Origin of the sequence: Neptunomonas qingdaonensis, from assembly GCF_900113275.1 — a bacterium.
Lineage (GTDB): Bacteria > Pseudomonadota > Gammaproteobacteria > Pseudomonadales > Balneatricaceae > Neptunomonas > Neptunomonas qingdaonensis.
Window position 1 is genome coordinate 88,293 of record NZ_FOOU01000003.1, and the last position, 18,227, is coordinate 106,519.

An 18,227-nucleotide genomic window follows, 5' to 3' on the forward strand; every position below is an offset into this window, starting at 1 on the left:
TCAAAATCGAGCATGTTGGCGATGGTAAGTTGTTTATTACAGAGATTAAGCAGGTTTTCAGAATTCGCACCGGTGATTCCGGCGTTTTTGCATTATAGAAGATATAGATGAGTAATCTGACAATTGAACTTTCATACGCGCTCGACACATTCTACTTTTTAATGTGTACCGTGTTGGTTATGTGGATGGCCGCAGGCTTCGCTATGCTCGAAGCCGGGCTGGTACGCAGTAAAAATACGGTAGAGATACTTAATAAGAACGCGCTTCTTTACGGTATTGCGTGTGTTGCTTATCTGTTGGTAGGTTACAACATTATGTATCCGGCTAACCCTGTTAGCTCGGTCATTCCCGGATTAGATTTCCTGCTGGGCGCGGATAATACCATTGAGTCGGTGACTGCTGGTGGCGATGATGCCCCGTATTACTCAAACATGGCCGACTTTATCTTCCAGGCCGTGTTTGCTGCCGCGACGATGTCAATTGTGTCGGGTGCTGTTGCTGAGCGGATGCGGCTGTGGCCATTTCTGATCTTCGCTGTTGTGATGGTCTCTGTTATCTATCCGGTAGAGGGTTACTGGAAGTGGGGCGGTGGTTTCCTTGATGAACTCGGTTTTCAGGATTTTGCAGGATCGGTTGTGGTACACATGGCAGGAGCTGCCGCCGCACTGGCAGCAGTGATTTTGGTGGGGCCGCGTAAAGGAAAGTATGGCCCTAACGGTCAGGTACGTGCAATTCCGGGTGCCAACCTACCCATGGCAACGCTGGGTATGTTTATCCTGTGGATGGGCTGGTTCGGCTTTAATGGTGGTTCTGAGCTGAAAATTGCTAATGTTGAGGAAGCTAACGCCGTCGCTAAAATCTTTGTAAATACCAATGCGGCTGCAGCGGCGGGTATGGTTGTTGCTGCTCTCTTTGCACGCACTTTATTTGGCAAAACCGACCTGACAATGACGATCAACGGAGCACTCGCAGGCTTAGTGGCAATCACTGCTGAGCCATTGGCACCGGATGCCGGAACGGCTTCTCTCATTGGTGGCGTAGGTGGTTTGGTTGTAGTGCTCTCAGTACTGGCGTTGGACAAGCTGAAGCTGGATGACCCTGTCGGTGCGATCTCGGTACACGGTGCCGCCGGTATTTGGGGTATCTTTGCGGTGCTGATCTCAAACCCTGATGCAACCTTTATGGGGCAACTGATCGGTACAGCGGTAACCTTTGCCTGGATGTTTATCGCGTCGTACATCGTATTGCTGATTATCAAAGCGACGATGGGTCTGCGAGCCAGCGAAGAGGAAGAGATGGAAGGTATGGATGTGTACGAGTGTGGTATGGAAGCCTACCCGGAATTCACCTCAGGTAAGTAATCTATTATGGGAGTGAGCTCCCCCCTTTAAAAAGCCCACTGTCGTAATTAAACACAGGGGCTTTTTTGCTTTATGGGATAATGGGGTCAGATCACAGTTGTTGCTAATATAGCTACATTGTTCTGTTGATCATCAGTTTCTCTAAGAGGTGGTTGATGGCACGTAATTGTTGGCCACACCCAATTTGAGAGACGGCTGAGAAGCGTCTAAAGAACTAGTTGCGATTAATGCCCTTGAGGCGTTACATGTCAAATACGTAATACGTGGAGGAGAACTAATGGGAATAATATTTGGCAGCTGCCTTTGTGGAGATGTCCAGTTCAAATGTGAAAATGAGTTTTCGCAGTTTCATTTATGTCATTGTTCACAATGCCAAAAACTACTGGGTCAGCTCATGTTTCCAACTTGTTCACAGCGGCTGACAATATTGAATGGATAACCGGAAAAGATTTCATTAAAAGATATGATGTGCCTGGCAGATCGATTTCCAACGCGTTTTGTGTCAACTGTGGGTCCCCTGTACCTTATATTTCTGATTCAGATAAGTCTCTTATTATACCGGCCGGTGTTTTAGATTCGGCACCAGATATTACACCTCAAGATAATATATTTTGGGGCGAACATGCATCTTGGTATGAGGCTGGAATAAAGTCGAAAAAATATGATGGCTTTCCCGAATAAGCATGTAACAAGACCATCAAAAACCGCACTTTTGAAAATGGGGTCAGATCACAGTTGTTGCTAATATAACTATCACAAGGATCGAAGTGTTCTGGTAATCCCCTCAAAAATTAATAGTGATGGATTCAACCTCACTAAAAAGCAGGATTACCCCGTGTTCTCAGTTAAGGCTAGGATTGCGTAGTACTCGCTTGCCCAGTCTTAATTATGGGTAGTGTTTATAAAAGATCTTTTTTAACCTGCTTGATTCGTTCTTTATTGGCTTCAGTGCGATTAATGGCAGTAAGCTTGCTCGATTTTTTTACAACCACATCTTCAACGCTGAGTAATTTCTCGTGAAGTTTTTCGCTCGCAGCCAGTAGCAAAGAGTAAGCTTCTTGATCAATATTGTCGGTATGATCTAAAGCGGTGATGGCTTTATCCATCAGGCTAGGGAGTAAGCATAAAAGGTTATCCCCGGTTGGCGCATCCTTGATAAGCTCTCGCTCTGCGAGCCATTCGTCGAGGCTTAGTAACTCATCCTGGGATAACTTGCTTATGACGTGCGGGGCGGCAATTTTAAGATTCTCGTCAAAACGGACGATGACGGATTGCTTGTTATTGGAATAAGTACGTATGCATTCGACACTGCCGTTTTTAACCTGAAATTTCATGCTGATACATTACTCCTTTTTGTGTTGAGTTTTTCTTGCGGGTGGTTTCAGGAAAATAGTCTTGGCGGGTTTAGTAAGGCTATTTATCCATGATTTTAAATCCTGATACCCACTGAAAATTTTACTCCTATCGCGGGCTTTAGCAACTCGACCGGCCGGAGCCGTCACACAAATCTAACAGACGTGGTAGAGTAATCCTGAGTAACTGAAGTGGCAGAATCAGCTCTAGGGTCCGTGGATACGCTGGTTTTTGTTTTTCTGGCGTTGTCGGCTGCACGATGAATTTGTCCTGGATTCACGCTCCATACCTCTGTCGGGATTTACACTATTCTCCTGTATTCCCCTGATAGTGCAGTAATGATAAGGTTTGAATAATAGTTCAGCAAAGGTCATGACTATGAATAGCTGGCGTCAACGTTATATCAGTGCACCCCTCTTACGGCGGCTTAAAAAGGTACTGCCACCCATATCAGATACCGAGCGCGAGGCGCTGGAGGCGGGTGATGTTTGGTGGGATGCCGAACTCCTGTCCGGCAAGCCCGACTGGTCGTCGTTTCTGGCATTAGACGAGCCGGTCTTTTCCGCCGAGGAGCAGGCCTTTTTGGATGGTCCCGTCGCAGAGCTATGTAGCATGATTGACGACTGGGCCATCTCGGCCGAACAGCGGCGTATTCCCGAAGCTATCTGGCAATTTTTAAAAGAGAAGCGCTTTTTTGGGATGATTATTCCCAAACAGTACGGTGGCCTGGAATTCTCTGCTTACGCACATTCTGAAGTCGTGGTGCGGATTTCCACCCGCAGTATTGCGGTAGCGGTGACAGTGATGGTTCCCAATTCTCTCGGCCCCGGCGAGCTGTTAATGGAGTTTGGTACGCAAGCGCAAAAAGATCACTACTTGCCACGCCTGGCCGATGGTCGTGAAATTCCCTGTTTTGGGCTGACCAGTCCCGAAGCAGGCTCCGATGCGGCGGCAATGGTTGATCGTGGTGACGTGTGTTATCAAGAGCACAACGGCGAGCGTGTATTAGGAATCAAACTAAACTGGCACAAACGTTACATTACACTGGGGCCTGTGGCGACCTTGTTGGGCTTGGCGTTTAAACTCTACGATCCGGATCATCTGATCAGTGACAGGGAAGAGTGGGGCATTACCGCTGCGTTAGTGCCGACTGATCTTGAGGGCATTGATATCGGCAGGCGCCACTATCCTGCCATGCAGGTTTTTCAGAATGGGCCCAATTGGGGTCACGACGTCTTCATCCCCATGGATCAGGTGATTGGTGGCCAGGACGGCATCGGTCAGGGCTGGAAAATGTTAATGACTGCGTTGGCTGCCGGGCGCAGTATTTCATTACCGTCGCTCAGCGTGGGTGGCGCGATATTGGCCGCGCGAACCACCGGTGCCTATGCCCGGATTCGTGAACAGTTTGGCATTCCAGTGGGTAAGTTCGAAGGGGTACAGCAGTGCCTCGCGCAAATCGCGGCGACGGCATATGTGCTGGATGCTGCACGCAAAACCACGATGGGTGTGTTGCAGACAGGTAAGGTGCCAGTGGTTATTTCGGCCATATTGAAATCCCAGGCCACCTATCGACTGCGTAACACTATGAATGACGCGATGGATGTACACGGTGGTAAAACCGTATGCGATGGGCCGGCTAATTATTTGGGAAATATTTATCGTTCTATTCCTGTCGCGATTACGGTGGAGGGGGCTAATATTTTAACGCGTAACCTGATTATTTTCGGTCAGGGAGCTATCCGCTGCCACCCGTATTTGTTACAAGAAATGCAAGTCGCTGAACAGGCCGATGAAGCGGAAGCCGTGAAACAGTTTGATAAACTCTTGTTTAAACATCTGCGTTTTCAGTGTGCGACCTTAGGTAGGGCGGTGCTGCATACCTGGACATCTGGCCGGTTCGCCAGTGCACCCTCCAATGTGGGAAACCTTGCTGGCCATTATCGAAGCTTGAGTCGCTATTCGGCAGTGTTGACTCTGGTGACAGAAATCGCATTGGTTTCACTGGGTGGCGCATTAAAACGCAAAGAGCTGATTTCGGCGCGACTCGGTGATGTGTTGGGCGAGTTATATTTGCTCAGCTGTGTCTTAAAGCGTTTCAACGATGAAGGTTGTCCTGAAGAGAGCCGTCCTTTGTTAGACTGGTGCATGCATACGGGTATCAATACCATCAGACAACGTCTGGCTGAAGTCACGGCTAATTTTCCGATCCGGCCGTTGGGCTGGTTGATGCGTATGCTGGTAATGCCTTTTGGTGCCGGTCATACGCCACCTGCGGATGAGCTGACCCGTCAATGCGCGGAGCTGTTACTGTCGGATTCGCCAACCCGCCGCCGATTGACCGATGCAGTATTCACCGGCAACCCCGGGGATGGCGTTGATCGTATCGAGCAGGCCTTCATCGCTGTTATTAACACAGAAAAACTGCGCGAAAAATTGAGTGGCAAACAAACGATAGAGCAGGCACTGTCAGAAAAGTTGATCACAGAAGCCGAAGCTCAACTCCTGAAGGAGGCCGAGCAAGCTGTGGCGCTGGCTATCGCAGTGGATGATTTTGATGCCGACCTGAAGTAGTTGAAACAGCAGCGTGGCTTGTCAGCTTGATTGCGGGCAGACTAAGCCCCATGCTACTCATCACTTATTTATTGCGTTATGTAATTTAAAGGATTGAGCTATTGGCAAATATATTCAGCAATATTCCATCAGAATTACCCGATGAAATATTCGAAGATATTATCAATACAGAAAAGCTAAGAGTTGAGCGGATCGTATCAAAGGGACAAACATCTCCCAACGCTGGCTGGTACGATCAGCGTGAAAATGAATGGGTGATTGTTTTATCTGGTTACGGTGTCATTGAGTATAAAAATGGTGTTAAGGTCACTCTTAAACAAGGTGATTACTTAAATATCAAAGCCCATGAAAAGCACCGGGTGATAGAAACATCATCTGATGAAATTACGGTTTGGTTAGCCATTTTCTATTGAGCGTGTTCATCCAAACAAGGGCAATGAAACTGATCAAAGCCTGAGTATCTGTTGATTATTCAGGTTTTCACATAGGCTACCCGAGCTTGATTAAATATGGGTGTCACCGTGAGTACGTTAGAGGAAAAGCATGAAAAGTTTAAAAGAACAAACCATCGCTAAGATTGAAGAGTCACGACAGGCTAACCCTGCGTTTATGGAAGCCGTCGACGACATTATTGTTCAGGCTAAAGCCTTTCAACAAGGTGCCTATGCTATCGGGCCTGGTGAGAAAGTACCTGATTTTGTACTACCGAATCAACAAGGTAAATTAACATCGCTGGTTGATTTACTAGCAAAAGGCCCCCTGGTTGTCACATTTTATCGCGGTAGTTGGTGTCCGTACTGCAACTTACAGCTCAGAGCTTTGCAAGCACGCTTAGGCGAAATTCATGCGCTGGGTGCCGAATTGGTAGCCATCAGTCCACAAGTGCCTGATGGCTCAATGAAAAAAAATGAAATTAGTGAAATGGATTTTGTTGTCTTGTCTGACCAAGATGCAAAAGTCGCATCACTATACGGCGTTGCCTGGAAAGTGCCCGAGTATCTTGTGGAGCACATGAGGGTGGATCGTCAGCTTGACCTTGGCGCCATCAATAACGGCAACGGCAGTGTGTTACCGATTCCCGCCACATTTGTAATAGGGCGTGACGGGGTCGTCACCTGGCGCTATGTGGACGTTGATTATCGGACACGCTCAGAGCCGAACGATATTATCGAGGCATTGCAGAAGTTGTCCTAAGGATACTGTTTGATCAACCGGCGCAACATAGTGAATCGCATTTTGTGCGCCTAGTAGGATGAGTTAGGCGTATTGTGAGGATCGATCTCGCCATACACCTCATCAGGATCAACATCGTTGATCAGTAAAGTTTCCCTTACTTTTTCAATGTGCTCCAGTACCGCTTCATAGCGATCACCGTACTCATATTTAGTCACTTCAATGGCTTTAGGCATATAGGTAAAAGCGATCTTCAGTGCCAGCAAAGCATCATCGTTTATTTTATCGGTCATAGTGATCTCCGTTTTTTGATGTTGAAATTAATGTGTTAGCTAAATGTAACCAGACACTTGAGTGAAAGACAATGACCGTCAATTATTAAGGTGTCAACATGACACAGAAAAGAGTGTATAAGCTTTTTTTATAGTACTCTGCCAATCATGCGATGGATAAAAAGGATGTTTAATGAGTAATTCTCTGCTGCGATCATTCGGTCGTCTGTTTCTGGTGTTTTTCTTGTTATGTGGTGGGCCGCTGTTAGTGAGCGCTGATACCGCTAAAACTGAGGGGTTGAACAGTGAGGCAGTTAGCCAGCCCGCTACGTTCGAGAATACCGAGCGGGTGATTGGTGTCGATAAGCCCATCAAGGATGCACAAATACAGTCCAGAATTCAGGGGATTTTGACAACAGCTGAGAAATACACAGATTTAACGGTTGAGTCGCGACAGGGGCTGGTGTTTCTTGGCGGGCAGGCCCTTGATGAGCACTTTGTCGGATGGGCAACGGATATTGCTAAAAATACCGAAGGTGTCGTCGCTGTTATTAACAATATCTCGATGGTTAAAAAGAGTGTCTTGGATTTGGCTCCGCTACGCGGCGAGCTGATTCGGCTTTGGTATTCTGCGTTGAAAGTGTTTCCCATGGTAGTGATTGGTTTAGTGGTGCTGATCATCTGCTTTATGCTGGCGCGACCGCTGACCAGTATTTTAATGAAGCCTTTTAGTGGCGAAAATAAAAGCCAGTTGGTGCAGGTAGTATTAAGCCGTGCCATCATGCTGTTTATCATGTTGTTTGGCTTTTATTTTTTCCTGAATATTGCCGGTTTAACACAGGTTGCCGTGGCTATTATTAGTGGTACGGGTGTTATTGGGCTGGTGGTTGGTTTTGCATTTAAAGATATTGCGGAAAACTTTATCGCTAGTTTGTTATTGAGTGTGCAGCGTCCTTTTCGGATGGGCGATGTGATCGAGGTCAGTAACCATAAAGGCGTTGTGCAAAAAATGACGGCGCGTGCCACCACCTTAATCGATTTCGATGGCAACCATATTCAAATTCCGAATGCGACTATTTATACCAACGTGATTAAAAACTGGACGGCTAACCCATTCTCGCGGGGGAGTTTTGTTTTGGGTATTGGTTATGATGCCAGTATTCGTCAATCACAAGCACTGGCAATGCAGTTGCTCTCGCAACATGAAGCTGTGATGACAGATCCTGAGCCGCAAGTCATGGTGGAATCGTTAGGTTCGGCCACCATTAATCTGCGAATCTATTATTGGGTTGATCAGCGTAAGCACAGTGGCGCTAAGGTAGGGTCTACCATGATGCGTTTGATTATGCGTGAACTGGAGCGCAATGGCATTAGTATGCCGGATGATTCACGAGAGATTATTTTTCCAAAAGGTGTGCCTGTTGTGATGCATGAGAAAGCGGCAGCCACTACTGAATTGACGGCTACTCGTCATTCTGAAGCGGCTGGCGCTTCGGTTAATCCGTCAGGAATTGTACCAGGCGTTGTATCTGATCGGGCGCAGATCGAAGCTGATCTTGAAATCAGTGAGCACGAGGACTTAAGCAGTGATACCGACGAAATACGCCAGCAGGCGGCTGCCGCGCGTGAGCCTGAACAAGGCAGGAATATTCTCTGATCTTTGATTAACAGATACCTTTTCGAGGGGATAATGAAAACGTGAAGGAGGCAAAGCGCATTAGCTCTCTATAATTTTGTCACGTTTACTTGTCCGCTGCTGCGTTCTTGTAAAGCCGACAGTAATGCATTGGTTTCATTTGCGGGCAAGCTGATGTGTAGCATAACTGTGTCGCTGTATTGGCTGTCGATCAGCGTAACTTTGCTGTTATGCAGGACCGAATCCACAATGGCGGATAGTGTGTAGGGGTATTCGATTTTTATCTGACAGCGTGGGTGGACTTCTTCAAATTGGGCCTGTGCAATCGCTTCTTTTACACTGGTTGAGTAGGCGCGTACTAAGCCGCCGGTACCCAATTTTATGCCTCCAAAAAAGCGTGTGACGATGACACAGGCTTCACCCACGTTGTTTCCTTGCAGTACATTAAACATCGGCTTGCCTGCAGTGCCAGAGGGCTCTCCGTCATCACTGTAGCCAAAGCCTTCTTCGGCCAAGGGCGATCCTGTTATAAAAGCACTGCAGTGGTGATTGGCTGAGGGGTGGTGTTTTTAGCCTGCTGGATACAAGCACGTGCCGCTGCAACAGTAGAAAGTGGTGTTATCGATACATAAAAACGGCTCTTTTTAATTTCATAGAGCGTTTCAGTTGTCGCGATCGGTTTCCGATAAAAGGAATCGGCTAAGGTGTCGGCCAAGGATCCGGGCAATGATGCGTACCGTCTGTATTAGTTGTAAAGGGGATAATGATAGCAGAGTCCCTGATATTTTCTGAACGGATGATACGGGCCTTGAAGTGATTTATATTAGTCGCCAGGGTCTCATTTCGCATATTTGATTTGATTTAGGCGCAGTTACATTTTACTGTAACAGAATCAGTTTGTTCTGAAAGGAGGAGCACATGGATACAGTTAAGCATAATCTCACCAATCTTTTTTTACAGCTGGGGTTGTCTGCAGAAAGCAAAGATATCGATGCGTTTGTGAAACAACACTCACTGGATGATGGCGTTGCTCTTGAGGATGCTGCGTTCTGGAATGAGGCGCAATCCCAGTTCATTCGTGAAAGTCGTGCTAATGATGCGGATTGGTCCGAAATGGTTGATGAGCTTGATACATTACTGCGAGACAAGAAATAATAAGCGAATCATCGGTTAGCATTATTTAGGGGTGTCTATGAAAAAATTATATATCGTTCTGATGACGTTTGCGTTAAGCGTAGGAATCTCAGGCTGCAGCACTGTCGAAGGTTTAGGCAAAGACATTGAAAAAGGTGGTGAGGCGATTGAGAAGGCGGCTAAAAAGCATCAATAGAACTGAATATTAAAAGGGTGCCATTGGTACCCTTTTTTATTGTCTGTGACCCGGTTTAGTCATTAATCAGCAAAATGATCAGATCTTTTGGCCCGTGTGCCCCCATCTGTAATTTCTGTTCAATATCCGCGCTGCGAGAAGGTCCGGTAATCATATTAACGGTACGTGGCAGATCGCCCTGGGTTTTATCGCGTAGCCTCTGCCAGGCATCTTCGTAAGGGCCGACGATATCGGATCTTTTCAAGATAACAAAATGATTATCCGGCAAGAAGTTCAGCGTTGTCGGGCTATCTTTGCCCGAATGCAGCATCAATGTACCAGTTTCAGCGATACCGGCAAAACTGCTGGTTAGGCTGGCGGCATCTCCTACCTGTGCAACCCGTTGTTCGCAGCTAAGATCACTCACTGAATTCCAATCTAACGCCAGAATGGATGCATCACTGGCGGTGACCAAGGAGCTGATATTATGTTCTTTCAGCCAGTTGGCGCAGATCTGCGGCACTTCATTAATGCTCTCCAGCTGATAAACTTCAGCGGCGGCTTCGGTTGCCATGGCAATGAACAGTGCGACCTGTTCTTCGTGCGGTAGCTGGGCGCGTTGCGGCACAAGATTTCGCGTATGTGCGTTGATGCGATTGATCACGGCCTGTTTTTGCTCTTGGCTGGCTTCACCGCGTTTCAGGCCGTGGCGGATATTGCCAAGGATCTCTGCTTTACTCATAACAATTCCTCCGTTAGCTCTGTTTGCGTGATTTGTATTGCGACATAAAGGTTTTGCCGCTCGGTGCGGGCATATCCCGCCAATCTGTCCAGCCGCCTGCCATCGGTATTTTCTTAATGCGTCCTTTTTTACCTGCCATTACACGTAAAAATAGATTGGAGCTGGTGGAGAGCAGGCGATATAGCCCAGGGCGCTTGGCGAAAAATGCCCAGCCACCGATGCCCCAGCGAACTGCTTTAGGGCTTAAGTGCTTGGAAAATTCATCTTCCCGCCAGTGGCGCATCAATTTGGGAAGCGGAATCCGCACGGGGCAGACAGACTCGCATTTTCCGCAGAATGTTGAGGCGTTTGGCAGTAGTCCTGCTTGTTCGATACCAATCATCTGTGGTGTTAAGACTGATCCCATAGGCCCGGGGTACACCCAGCCATAGCTATGGCCACCGACAGCGCCATACACAGGGCAATGGTTCATGCAGGCTGAGCAACGAATACAGCGTAACATCTCCTGAAACTCAGTCCCGACCATTTCGCTTCGGCCGTTATCGACGAGGACCACGTGGAAGTTCTCGGGTCCATCCTGATCTCCTGTTCTACGTGGACCTGTCGATAAAGTGTTGTACACGGTAAATTCCTGCCCTGTGGCTGAACGAGCCAGCAGGCGCAGGAAAAGTGTCATGTCTTCGAGGGTCGGAACGACTTTCTCGATAGAGGTGACAACAATATGCGTTTTTGGCAGGGTTTGTGTCAGGTCACCATTACCTTCGTTGGTGACAATAATGGTGGAGCCTGTTTCCGCAACCAGAAAGTTTGCGCCGGTAATACCGACATCCGCACCGGCAAACTTCTCGCGAAGCATTTCGCGGGCTTCCTGCATCAACACGGCAGGATCGCTGGATTTTGGGCGCTTATGTTTTTCGTGGAAGATTTCTGAGACATCTTCCAGATTTAAGTGAATCGCCGGTGCAATAATATGGCTGGGGTGGTCGCCACGTAATTGCAGGATGTACTCACCTAAGTCGGTTTCTATCGGTTCTACGCCGTTCTTTTGCAGATAATCGTTTAGGTTGATCTCTTCCGAGACCATCGACTTACCTTTGGTGACGGTTTTTGAATCGACGTCTTTACAGATCTCCAGAATTTTTTTGCAGGCGTCATCCGGGGTGCGACACCAATGCACATGCCCGCCATTTTTGATGACATTCGCTTCGAACTGCTCCAGATAGATATCCAGATTTTCCAGAATGTGGTTTTTTAGCGCGGTTGCTTCATCACGCAGTTGCTCAAACTCAGGCATGCGGGCAACTGCAGTAGAGCGTTTAACCGGAAAGCCTGCTTTGAGGTTGCTAAGGGCTTTCTGTAAGTTGACATCATGCAGTGCGATACGCGATTTTTCTTTAAACTCAGGGCTATGAATTTCCATGTCTGTCTCTCCTACGCCGGTTGGCCAAGTTCGTAAGCAGCTTCGCCAATCGCGGGCTCGTCAGTCATACCGGCAAGTACCTCTACAATATGCCGTGTTTCGATATTATGGCCCTGACGTTTAAGCTTACCTGCCATGTTCAACAGGCAACCCAGATCGCCACCGAGCAATGTCGTGGCGCCAGAGAGTTCAACATTGGCGGATTTATTTTCCACCATACGGTTGGATATTTCAGGATATTTGACGCAAAAAGTCCCGCCAAAACCGCAGCAGGTTTCAGCATCTTCCATCTCGGTGAGTGACAGGTTGGCTACTTTAGCCAGGAGTTTACGCGGTTGCTGTTTTACACCCAGTTCACGTAAACCGGCACAGGAATCATGATAGGTAACCTTGCCTTCATAACTAGACAAGATACTGTCGAAATCCATAACATCAGTGAGGAATGATGTGATCTCGAAAGCTCTGTTTTTTAAGTTCTCAGCGCGCGCTCTCCAGGGATCGTTATTGTCAAATAGATCGGCGTAGTGATGCAACATGCCTATGCAAGAGCCAGAAGGGCCAACAACATATTCATAACCGTCGAATGCTTCGATGGTTTGACGAGCGATCTGCTGGGTTGTCTTCTTGTCACCTGAGTTAAAGGCCGGTTGTCCGCAGCAGGTTTGTGTTTCGGGTACGGAAACTTCGCAGCCCGCGCTTTCTAATAGTTTGATGGTTGCGAAACCGATGCTGGGGCGAAACATGTCAACCAGACAGGTGACAAAGAGGCCAACCTTCATGGGCTTTTTGGATGCGTGCATAGTGTTTACCTGAATTCTCGTACGAGACCTTTACACAATTGCTCCTTTGGCTTCTGGTGGTGTTAAAAACGTACTCATTCGGTCATTTATAAACATAAACTCCCTTATTCCGTGCGTTTTCGCTTTACCAGAAAACAAAATTTCGGCTCGTGCAATGTCTCCTTAGTTTTTATTGGATGCGATGTATGTATGCCTGCCAAGATAGGTAAAGATCTGTACAAAATATATGCTACATTAGGAACTGGTCTGACCAGGGTGAGGGAGGAATTCTTGCATGGGCGATGAGCGGACAAAGGAGCGGCTGCTAAAAGAGTCGTTAACTAAAAATGAGTCGTTAACTAAAAAAGCGTCGCTAACTAAAAAAGCGTCGCTAACTAAAAAAGAGCAGCTTGATCGGTATCTGCGACAAAAAATAATTTCTGGCAGCCTTATTCCTGGTCAGGCACTGCCGTCGCAGCGACAGTTAGTCGATCAGTTTGGTTTGGCGCGCTCTAGCGTAAGAGAAGTCGTGCAGTTGCTCGAGCTGGACGGCCTGATTTCGACAGCACAGGGTGGCAGAAGTATTTGCCGGAATACGATGGCAAAATATATCGAATTACCGGTAGAAGGGATCGGCGATAATCTGGCTTTTCAGCTTCAGGTGATGGAAGCACGCGCTTTTCTGGAGGGCGAAGCCGCCTATTTTGCAGCACAGCGCGCCACTGATCAGCAGCTCATCGAAATAGAAAAAGAGTTTGATAAAATGCAGCTGCGTAGTAAAGGCCTGACAACGCTTGATAAGGCTAAAGCGGATCTGCGTTTTCATATGATGATTGCACAGTCCAGCCATCATGTGCTGATCACTTCTTTTAGCCAGCTTTTTTATAATCGTTATTTTAATGCCATTTATGGCGTCTTGAACCGCACCTTGATTAAATTTGGTCGTTACCCTGACGGGATACGCATGCAGCACGAGCAAATATATCAGGCGCTTCGCCAGCGCGATCCTGAGCAGGCACGCAAAGTGGCTTCAGAACATATCATTTACACACGTAATTTATTGGAAAGTACGGATTAGTAAGATAACAGGCGAATAACTTGATCGAACAGCAGGCATAGATTTATCGTCAGGGTTTGTTAAAATGCGCGTCCAGCGCTACGTACCTGGTTTGTACGATGCGTATTAAATATAGATAGTTAAGAAGTGGCCTGTCGTAGGGGTCACCACTGATAAACAAGGAATAAAGATGCCTGTTATTACCCTCCCGGATGGAAGTAAACGCGAGTTTGCTAATCCCGTCTCCGTGTTTGACGTTGCTGCAGATATTGGCGCAGGTCTGGCCAAAGCGGCACTGGCCGGTAAAGTGAATGGTCAGCCTGTTGATACCTCATTCGTTATTAATGATGATGCCCAGTTGGCGATTATCACGGCGCGTGATGAAGAGGGTGTGGAGGTGATTCGTCATTCATGTGCACATTTGATGGCGATGGCAGTGCAAGCACTGTTTCCTGGCGCGCAGGTCACGATTGGCCCAGTTATTGAAAACGGCTTCTATTACGACTTTGCTTACGAGCGCCCGTTTACCTCTGAAGATCTTGAAAAGATTGAAAAGAAAATGGCAGAGCTGGCGAAGCAGAATTTGCCGGTATCGCGTTCGGTTATGAACCGTGATGAAAGTGTTGCTCTATTTGAAAAAATGGGTGAGAAGTATAAGGTTGAGCTGCTCAGTGCTATTCCTGCTGATCAGGATCTGTCTTTCTACTCGCAGGGCGATTTTATCGATCTGTGTCGTGGCCCGCATGTTCCCTCTACCGGACATATTAAAGCGTTTAAGCTGATGAAAGTTGCCGGTGCATACTGGCGTGGTGATTCCAATAACGCCATGTTACAGCGTATCTATGGAACCGCCTGGGGCGATAAAAAAGAATTAAAAGCGTATCTGCATCGTTTAGAAGAAGCAGAGAAGCGTGACCACCGTAAACTGGGTAAGCAGCTGAACTTATTCCACTTGCAGGAAGAAGCGCCGGGTATGGTGTTTTGGCACCCGCACGGTTGGACGCTTTATCAGCAAATCGAACAGTACATGCGTACTAAGCAAATTAAGCATGGCTACCAAGAAATTAAAACACCTCAGGTGGTTGAGCGTAGCTTGTGGGAAAAATCCGGTCATTGGGATAAGTTTGCTGATCAGATGTTCACTACGCATTCTGAAAGCAAAGATTTCGCTATTAAACCCATGAACTGCCCCTGCCATATCCAGGTATTTAATCAGGGCCTGCGCTCTTATCGTGAGATGCCGTTACGTTTGGCTGAATTTGGTTCTTGCCACCGTAATGAGCCTTCTGGTGCTCTGCACGGCATCATGCGTGTACGTGGGTTTGTACAGGATGATGCGCATATCTTCTGTGCTGAAAACGAAATCCAGTCTGAAGTCGCTAATTTTATCGAATTCTTGCATGAAGTTTATGCTGATTTCGGCTTCACCGAGATTATCTATAAGCTCTCCACTCGCCCTGATCAGCGCGTCGGTTCTGATGAAGTCTGGGATAAAGCTGAGAAGGCATTAGCCGATGCGCTTAACGCTGCTGAGCTTGAGTGGCAAGAGTTGCCGGGTGAAGGCGCATTTTATGGCCCTAAAATAGAGTTTTCTTTAAAAGATTGCCTAGGACGAGTCTGGCAGTGTGGTACAATTCAGGTTGATTTCTCAATGCCGGGTCGTTTGGAAGCTCAGTTTGTTAATGAAGCAGGCGAGCGCGAAACGCCGGTCATGCTGCATCGTGCAATTCTCGGTTCTTTTGAGCGTTTTATTGGCATTCTGATTGAAAACTATGCAGGTGCATTACCCGCCTGGCTTTCACCAGTACAGGCTGTTGTGATGAATATCACCGATAAACAGGCTGAATATTGTCAGGATGTGGTAAAAACACTGGGAAATAATGGATTTAGAGTTGTTTCGGACTTGAGAAACGAGAAGATCGGCTTTAAAATCCGTGAGCGAACTCTTCAGAAGGTTCCTTTCCTTTTGGTAGTTGGTGATAAAGAAGTTGAGACTGGCTGTGTAGCAGTAAGAACACGCACAGGGGAAGATCTCGGCTCAATGAGTATAGAAACATTCACCGACTTTCTGACAAAAGATGTGGATCAGAAGGGTTACGAATAATCTTTAGGAGATATAACAATTAAGCGCGATAATAAAAGAGGTGGGCGTCGTGATAATCGCACACCCATTAACGAACATATCAAAGCTCATGAACTACGCCTGATTGGTGCTGATGGTGAGCAAGTAGGTGTTGTATCGATTAATCAGGCTCTTGACATGGCGCAAGAGGCTGAACTTGACCTGGTACAGATTTCTGATTCGGATCCGGTAGTGTGTAAACTAATGGATTTTGGTAAACACCAATACGAGAAGAAGAAACAAGATGCTGAAGCTAAGAAGAAACAGCATCAGACTCAGGTTAAGGAAATGAAATTCCGTCCTGCGACGGAAGATGGGGATTATCAGGTAAAGCTACGCAACCTGGTACGTTTCCTAGAAGCAGGGGATAAGGCTAAGGTGACTTTACGTTTCCGCGGCCGTGAGATGGCTCATCAGGAACTGGGCATGAACTTGTTGTTGCGGATCGAAAAAGATCTGGAAGAACAGGGGGTTGTTGAACAGCGTCCAAAGATGGAAGGCCGTCAGATGATCATGGTGATCGCCCCGAAGAAGAAAAAGTAATTTGTAAAGCAGCTTAACCCGTATCTGCCTTTCAGGTAGTAACGGGTTTTGTCGTTTTTTCGGATTAAAAAACTAACGAATGCGTGGAGAGTTGTAATGCCTAAGATTAAATCTTGCCGCGGTGCGGCAAAGCGTTTTAGAAAAACTGCAAATGGCTTCAAGCACAAGCAGGCCTTCAAAAGTCACATTCTGACCAAGAAAAGCACTAAGCGTAAGCGTCAGCTTCGTCCGATGCTACAGGTTCATGCTGCAGATCAGGCTCTGATCCGTCGTATGTTGCCGTACATCTAGTCGTTTTTTCACTAACAGAATTGAATATAGGAAGGTAAAGAATGGCTCGTGTAAAACGTGGTGTTCAGGCTCGTCGCCGTCACAAAAAGATATTAAAACAAGCTAAAGGTTACTATGGTGCTCGTAGCCGTGTATTCCGTGTAGCTAAACAGGCTGTTATCAAAGCAGGTCAATATGCGTATCGTGACCGTCGCCAAAGAAAACGTCAATTCCGCGCGCTGTGGATTGCACGTATCAATGCTGCGGCACGCTTGAATGGTCTGTCTTACAGCCGTTTGATCGCTGGAATGAAAAAAGCCAGCGTTGAAATCGACCGTAAAGTACTGGCTGATCTGGCTGTTCACGAACAGGCTGCATTTACTGCTGTTGTTGAGCAAGCGAAAGCTGCTTTAGCGTAATGCACCCACCTCTTTATTGAGGTCGCTATTCATTGAGATAGCAGTGTTATTTTAAATAGGGGACGGGTGCAAACTCTTCCCCTATTTTTTCGGTTATTGCGCTGAATTCTGTGTGATCATCTGGTGACAATAATTCAGCAGAATAACTGTATATATAACTTATAAAGAGTCTATAGCGCTCATCTTCCTCCCAATCAATTGGAGCCGGAAATGGAAAACATGATAAGTCTTCTGGAACAAGCGGGTGCCGCTGTTGCTGCCGCTAACAGTGTTCAGGAGCTGGATCAGGTACGTGTTGATTACCTGGGTAAAAAAGGTCCGTTAACGGCGCTGCGTAAAGGTTTAGGCAAGCTGACGGCTGAAGAACGCCCTGCAGCAGGTGCCAAAATCAATGAAGTCGTGCAGCAGGTATCTGATCAGATCAATGCGCGTAAAGCGCTGCTTGAAGCGGCCGCACTGGAGATGAAGCTGGCATCGGAAACGATTGATGTCACTATGCCGGGGCGTGGTCAGCATTTGGGTGGGTTGCACCCGGTGACTAAAACGCTTGAGCGTATCGAATCTTTCTTTGCCGGTATTGGTTACAGCGTTGCTGAAGGCCCTGAGATTGAAGACGACTATCATAACTTTGAAGCGTTAAATATTCCTTCGCACCATCCGGCACGTGCGATGCATGATACTTTCTATTTTAATGCGAATACGTTGCTGCGTACGCATACCTCCGGCGTGCAGGTGCGCACGATGGAAACTCAGCAACCACCGATTCGTATTATCTGCCCGGGACGTGTTTATCGTTGCGATTATGACCAGACGCATTCACCTATGTTCCATCAGGTTGAAGGCTTGCTGATTGATAAAAATATCAGCTTTGCTGACCTTAAAGGCACGTTGGAGCAGTTTTTACGTGAGTTCTTTGAGGAAGATGTGAAGGTGCGTTTCCGTCCGTCGTATTTCCCGTTTACCGAGCCATCGATTGAAGTCGATATTGATCGCGGTGATGGTAAGTGGCTTGAGGTTTTAGGCTGCGGAATGGTACACCCTAAAGTATTTGAAATGTCGGGTATCGATCCTGAAGAATATACCGGATTTGCATTTGGTATGGGTGTTGAGCGATTAGCGATGCTGCGCTATGGCGTGAACGATTTACGTCTTTTCTTTGAAAATGATCTGCGTTTCCTCGGTCAGTTTAACTGATTT

The 18,227-nt window shown here is 47.1% G+C and carries 19 protein-coding genes and 2 pseudogenes; 14 read left to right on the top strand and 7 right to left on the bottom strand.

What is annotated here, in order from left to right; all coding sequences use genetic code 11:
- The first annotated feature begins 107 nt into the window (after nucleotides 1–107).
- Nucleotides 108–1,361, top strand: a complete 1,254-nt coding sequence (locus tag BM099_RS05395; protein WP_090725484.1) for an ammonium transporter — start codon at nucleotides 108–110, stop codon at nucleotides 1,359–1,361.
- 277 nt (nucleotides 1,362–1,638) lie between these two features.
- A pseudogene (locus BM099_RS05400) lies at nucleotides 1,639–2,042 on the top strand (GFA family protein).
- A gap of 218 nt (nucleotides 2,043–2,260) precedes the next feature.
- On the opposite strand, the gene BM099_RS05405 reads toward BM099_RS05400, so the two are convergent.
- On the bottom strand, nucleotides 2,261–2,695 hold the full coding sequence (locus tag BM099_RS05405; RefSeq protein ID WP_090725487.1) for a hypothetical protein: 435 nt from the start codon (nucleotides 2,693–2,695) through the stop codon (nucleotides 2,261–2,263).
- Between the two features lie 397 nt (nucleotides 2,696–3,092).
- On the opposite strand from BM099_RS05405, the gene BM099_RS05410 reads away from it, so the two are divergent.
- From BM099_RS05410 to BM099_RS05420, 3 genes are all read left to right on the top strand, one after another.
- Complete coding sequence (locus BM099_RS05410) at nucleotides 3,093–5,288, top strand: acyl-CoA dehydrogenase (protein ID WP_090725490.1); 2,196 nt, start codon at nucleotides 3,093–3,095, stop codon at nucleotides 5,286–5,288.
- Nucleotides 5,289–5,389: 101 nt separating this feature from the next.
- Nucleotides 5,390–5,701 carry a cupin domain-containing protein gene (locus BM099_RS05415; protein WP_090725493.1) on the top strand — a complete coding sequence of 104 codons (312 nt, stop codon included), beginning with the start codon at nucleotides 5,390–5,392 and terminating at the stop codon, nucleotides 5,699–5,701.
- A gap of 130 nt (nucleotides 5,702–5,831) precedes the next feature.
- On the top strand, nucleotides 5,832–6,482 hold the full coding sequence (locus BM099_RS05420; RefSeq protein ID WP_090725496.1) for a peroxiredoxin-like family protein: 651 nt from the start codon (nucleotides 5,832–5,834) through the stop codon (nucleotides 6,480–6,482).
- 50 nt (nucleotides 6,483–6,532) lie between these two features.
- Here BM099_RS05420 and BM099_RS05425 read toward each other — a convergent pair whose 3' ends face one another.
- Nucleotides 6,533–6,754 carry a penicillin-binding protein gene (locus BM099_RS05425; protein WP_090725499.1) on the bottom strand — a complete coding sequence of 74 codons (222 nt, stop codon included), beginning with the start codon at nucleotides 6,752–6,754 and terminating at the stop codon, nucleotides 6,533–6,535.
- Nucleotides 6,755–6,926: 172 nt separating this feature from the next.
- Here BM099_RS05425 and BM099_RS05430 point away from each other — a divergent pair, with 172 nt between their 5' ends.
- Nucleotides 6,927–8,390 (top strand): mechanosensitive ion channel family protein, encoded by a 1,464-nt coding sequence (locus BM099_RS05430; protein ID WP_090725502.1) that lies wholly within the window; start codon nucleotides 6,927–6,929, stop codon nucleotides 8,388–8,390.
- A gap of 68 nt (nucleotides 8,391–8,458) precedes the next feature.
- On the opposite strand, the gene BM099_RS20775 is transcribed toward BM099_RS05430, so the two are convergent.
- Nucleotides 8,459–8,695, bottom strand: coding sequence for a DUF1949 domain-containing protein (locus BM099_RS20775; protein ID WP_280522133.1), 237 nt, complete (start codon nucleotides 8,693–8,695; stop codon nucleotides 8,459–8,461).
- A gap of 9 nt (nucleotides 8,696–8,704) precedes the next feature.
- Nucleotides 8,705–8,923: pseudogene (locus tag BM099_RS20780) on the bottom strand (IMPACT family protein); the annotation flags it as partial.
- A gap of 364 nt (nucleotides 8,924–9,287) precedes the next feature.
- Here BM099_RS20780 and BM099_RS05440 point away from each other — a divergent pair.
- Both BM099_RS05440 and BM099_RS05445 read left to right on the top strand, forming a co-directional pair.
- Nucleotides 9,288–9,524, top strand: coding sequence for a DUF2789 domain-containing protein (locus BM099_RS05440; protein WP_090725508.1), 237 nt, complete (start codon nucleotides 9,288–9,290; stop codon nucleotides 9,522–9,524).
- Between the two features lie 37 nt (nucleotides 9,525–9,561).
- The gene (locus tag BM099_RS05445; RefSeq protein WP_090725511.1) at nucleotides 9,562–9,699 is read left to right on the top strand and encodes an entericidin A/B family lipoprotein; all 138 of its coding nucleotides are present in this window, start codon (nucleotides 9,562–9,564) and stop codon (nucleotides 9,697–9,699) included.
- Nucleotides 9,700–9,754: 55 nt separating this feature from the next.
- On the opposite strand, the gene BM099_RS05450 is transcribed toward BM099_RS05445, so the two are convergent.
- Genes BM099_RS05450 through BM099_RS05460 form a run of 3 tightly spaced genes read right to left on the bottom strand, consistent with a single transcriptional unit; the run spans nucleotide 9,755 to nucleotide 12,640 of the window.
- Nucleotides 9,755–10,420 (bottom strand): LutC/YkgG family protein, encoded by a 666-nt coding sequence (locus BM099_RS05450; RefSeq protein ID WP_090725513.1) that lies wholly within the window; start codon nucleotides 10,418–10,420, stop codon nucleotides 9,755–9,757.
- Nucleotides 10,421–10,433: 13 nt separating this feature from the next.
- Nucleotides 10,434–11,840, bottom strand: coding sequence for a LutB/LldF family L-lactate oxidation iron-sulfur protein (locus BM099_RS05455; protein WP_090725516.1), 1,407 nt, complete (start codon nucleotides 11,838–11,840; stop codon nucleotides 10,434–10,436).
- An 11-nt stretch (nucleotides 11,841–11,851) separates the two neighbouring features.
- Entirely contained in the window at nucleotides 11,852–12,640 is a 789-nt protein-coding gene (locus BM099_RS05460) for a (Fe-S)-binding protein (RefSeq protein ID WP_090725518.1), read from the bottom strand.
- A 274-nt stretch (nucleotides 12,641–12,914) separates the two neighbouring features.
- Between BM099_RS05460 and BM099_RS05465 the strand changes: the two genes are divergently transcribed.
- The 6 genes from BM099_RS05465 (at nucleotide 12,915) to pheS (ending at nucleotide 18,224) form a co-directional block, all read left to right on the top strand.
- Complete coding sequence (locus tag BM099_RS05465; RefSeq protein WP_090725520.1) at nucleotides 12,915–13,697, top strand: FadR/GntR family transcriptional regulator; 783 nt, start codon at nucleotides 12,915–12,917, stop codon at nucleotides 13,695–13,697.
- Between the two features lie 169 nt (nucleotides 13,698–13,866).
- Nucleotides 13,867–15,780 carry a threonine--tRNA ligase gene (thrS, locus tag BM099_RS05470; RefSeq protein WP_090725523.1) on the top strand — a complete coding sequence of 638 codons (1,914 nt, stop codon included), beginning with the start codon at nucleotides 13,867–13,869 and terminating at the stop codon, nucleotides 15,778–15,780.
- A 66-nt stretch (nucleotides 15,781–15,846) separates the two neighbouring features.
- On the top strand, nucleotides 15,847–16,341 hold the full coding sequence (gene infC, locus BM099_RS05475; RefSeq protein ID WP_425319907.1) for a translation initiation factor IF-3: 495 nt from the start codon (nucleotides 15,847–15,849) through the stop codon (nucleotides 16,339–16,341).
- A 96-nt stretch (nucleotides 16,342–16,437) separates the two neighbouring features.
- A complete protein-coding gene (rpmI, locus tag BM099_RS05480; protein WP_090725528.1) occupies nucleotides 16,438–16,632 on the top strand; it encodes a 50S ribosomal protein L35 in 195 nt (64 codons plus the stop codon).
- A gap of 41 nt (nucleotides 16,633–16,673) precedes the next feature.
- Nucleotides 16,674–17,030 (top strand): 50S ribosomal protein L20, encoded by a 357-nt coding sequence (rplT, locus tag BM099_RS05485; protein WP_028471400.1) that lies wholly within the window; start codon nucleotides 16,674–16,676, stop codon nucleotides 17,028–17,030.
- Nucleotides 17,031–17,240: 210 nt separating this feature from the next.
- Nucleotides 17,241–18,224: a phenylalanine--tRNA ligase subunit alpha gene (gene pheS / locus BM099_RS05490; RefSeq protein ID WP_090725529.1), complete on the top strand. Its 984-nt coding sequence runs from the start codon at nucleotides 17,241–17,243 to the stop codon at nucleotides 18,222–18,224.
- Nucleotides 18,225–18,227: the final 3 nt, after the last annotated feature.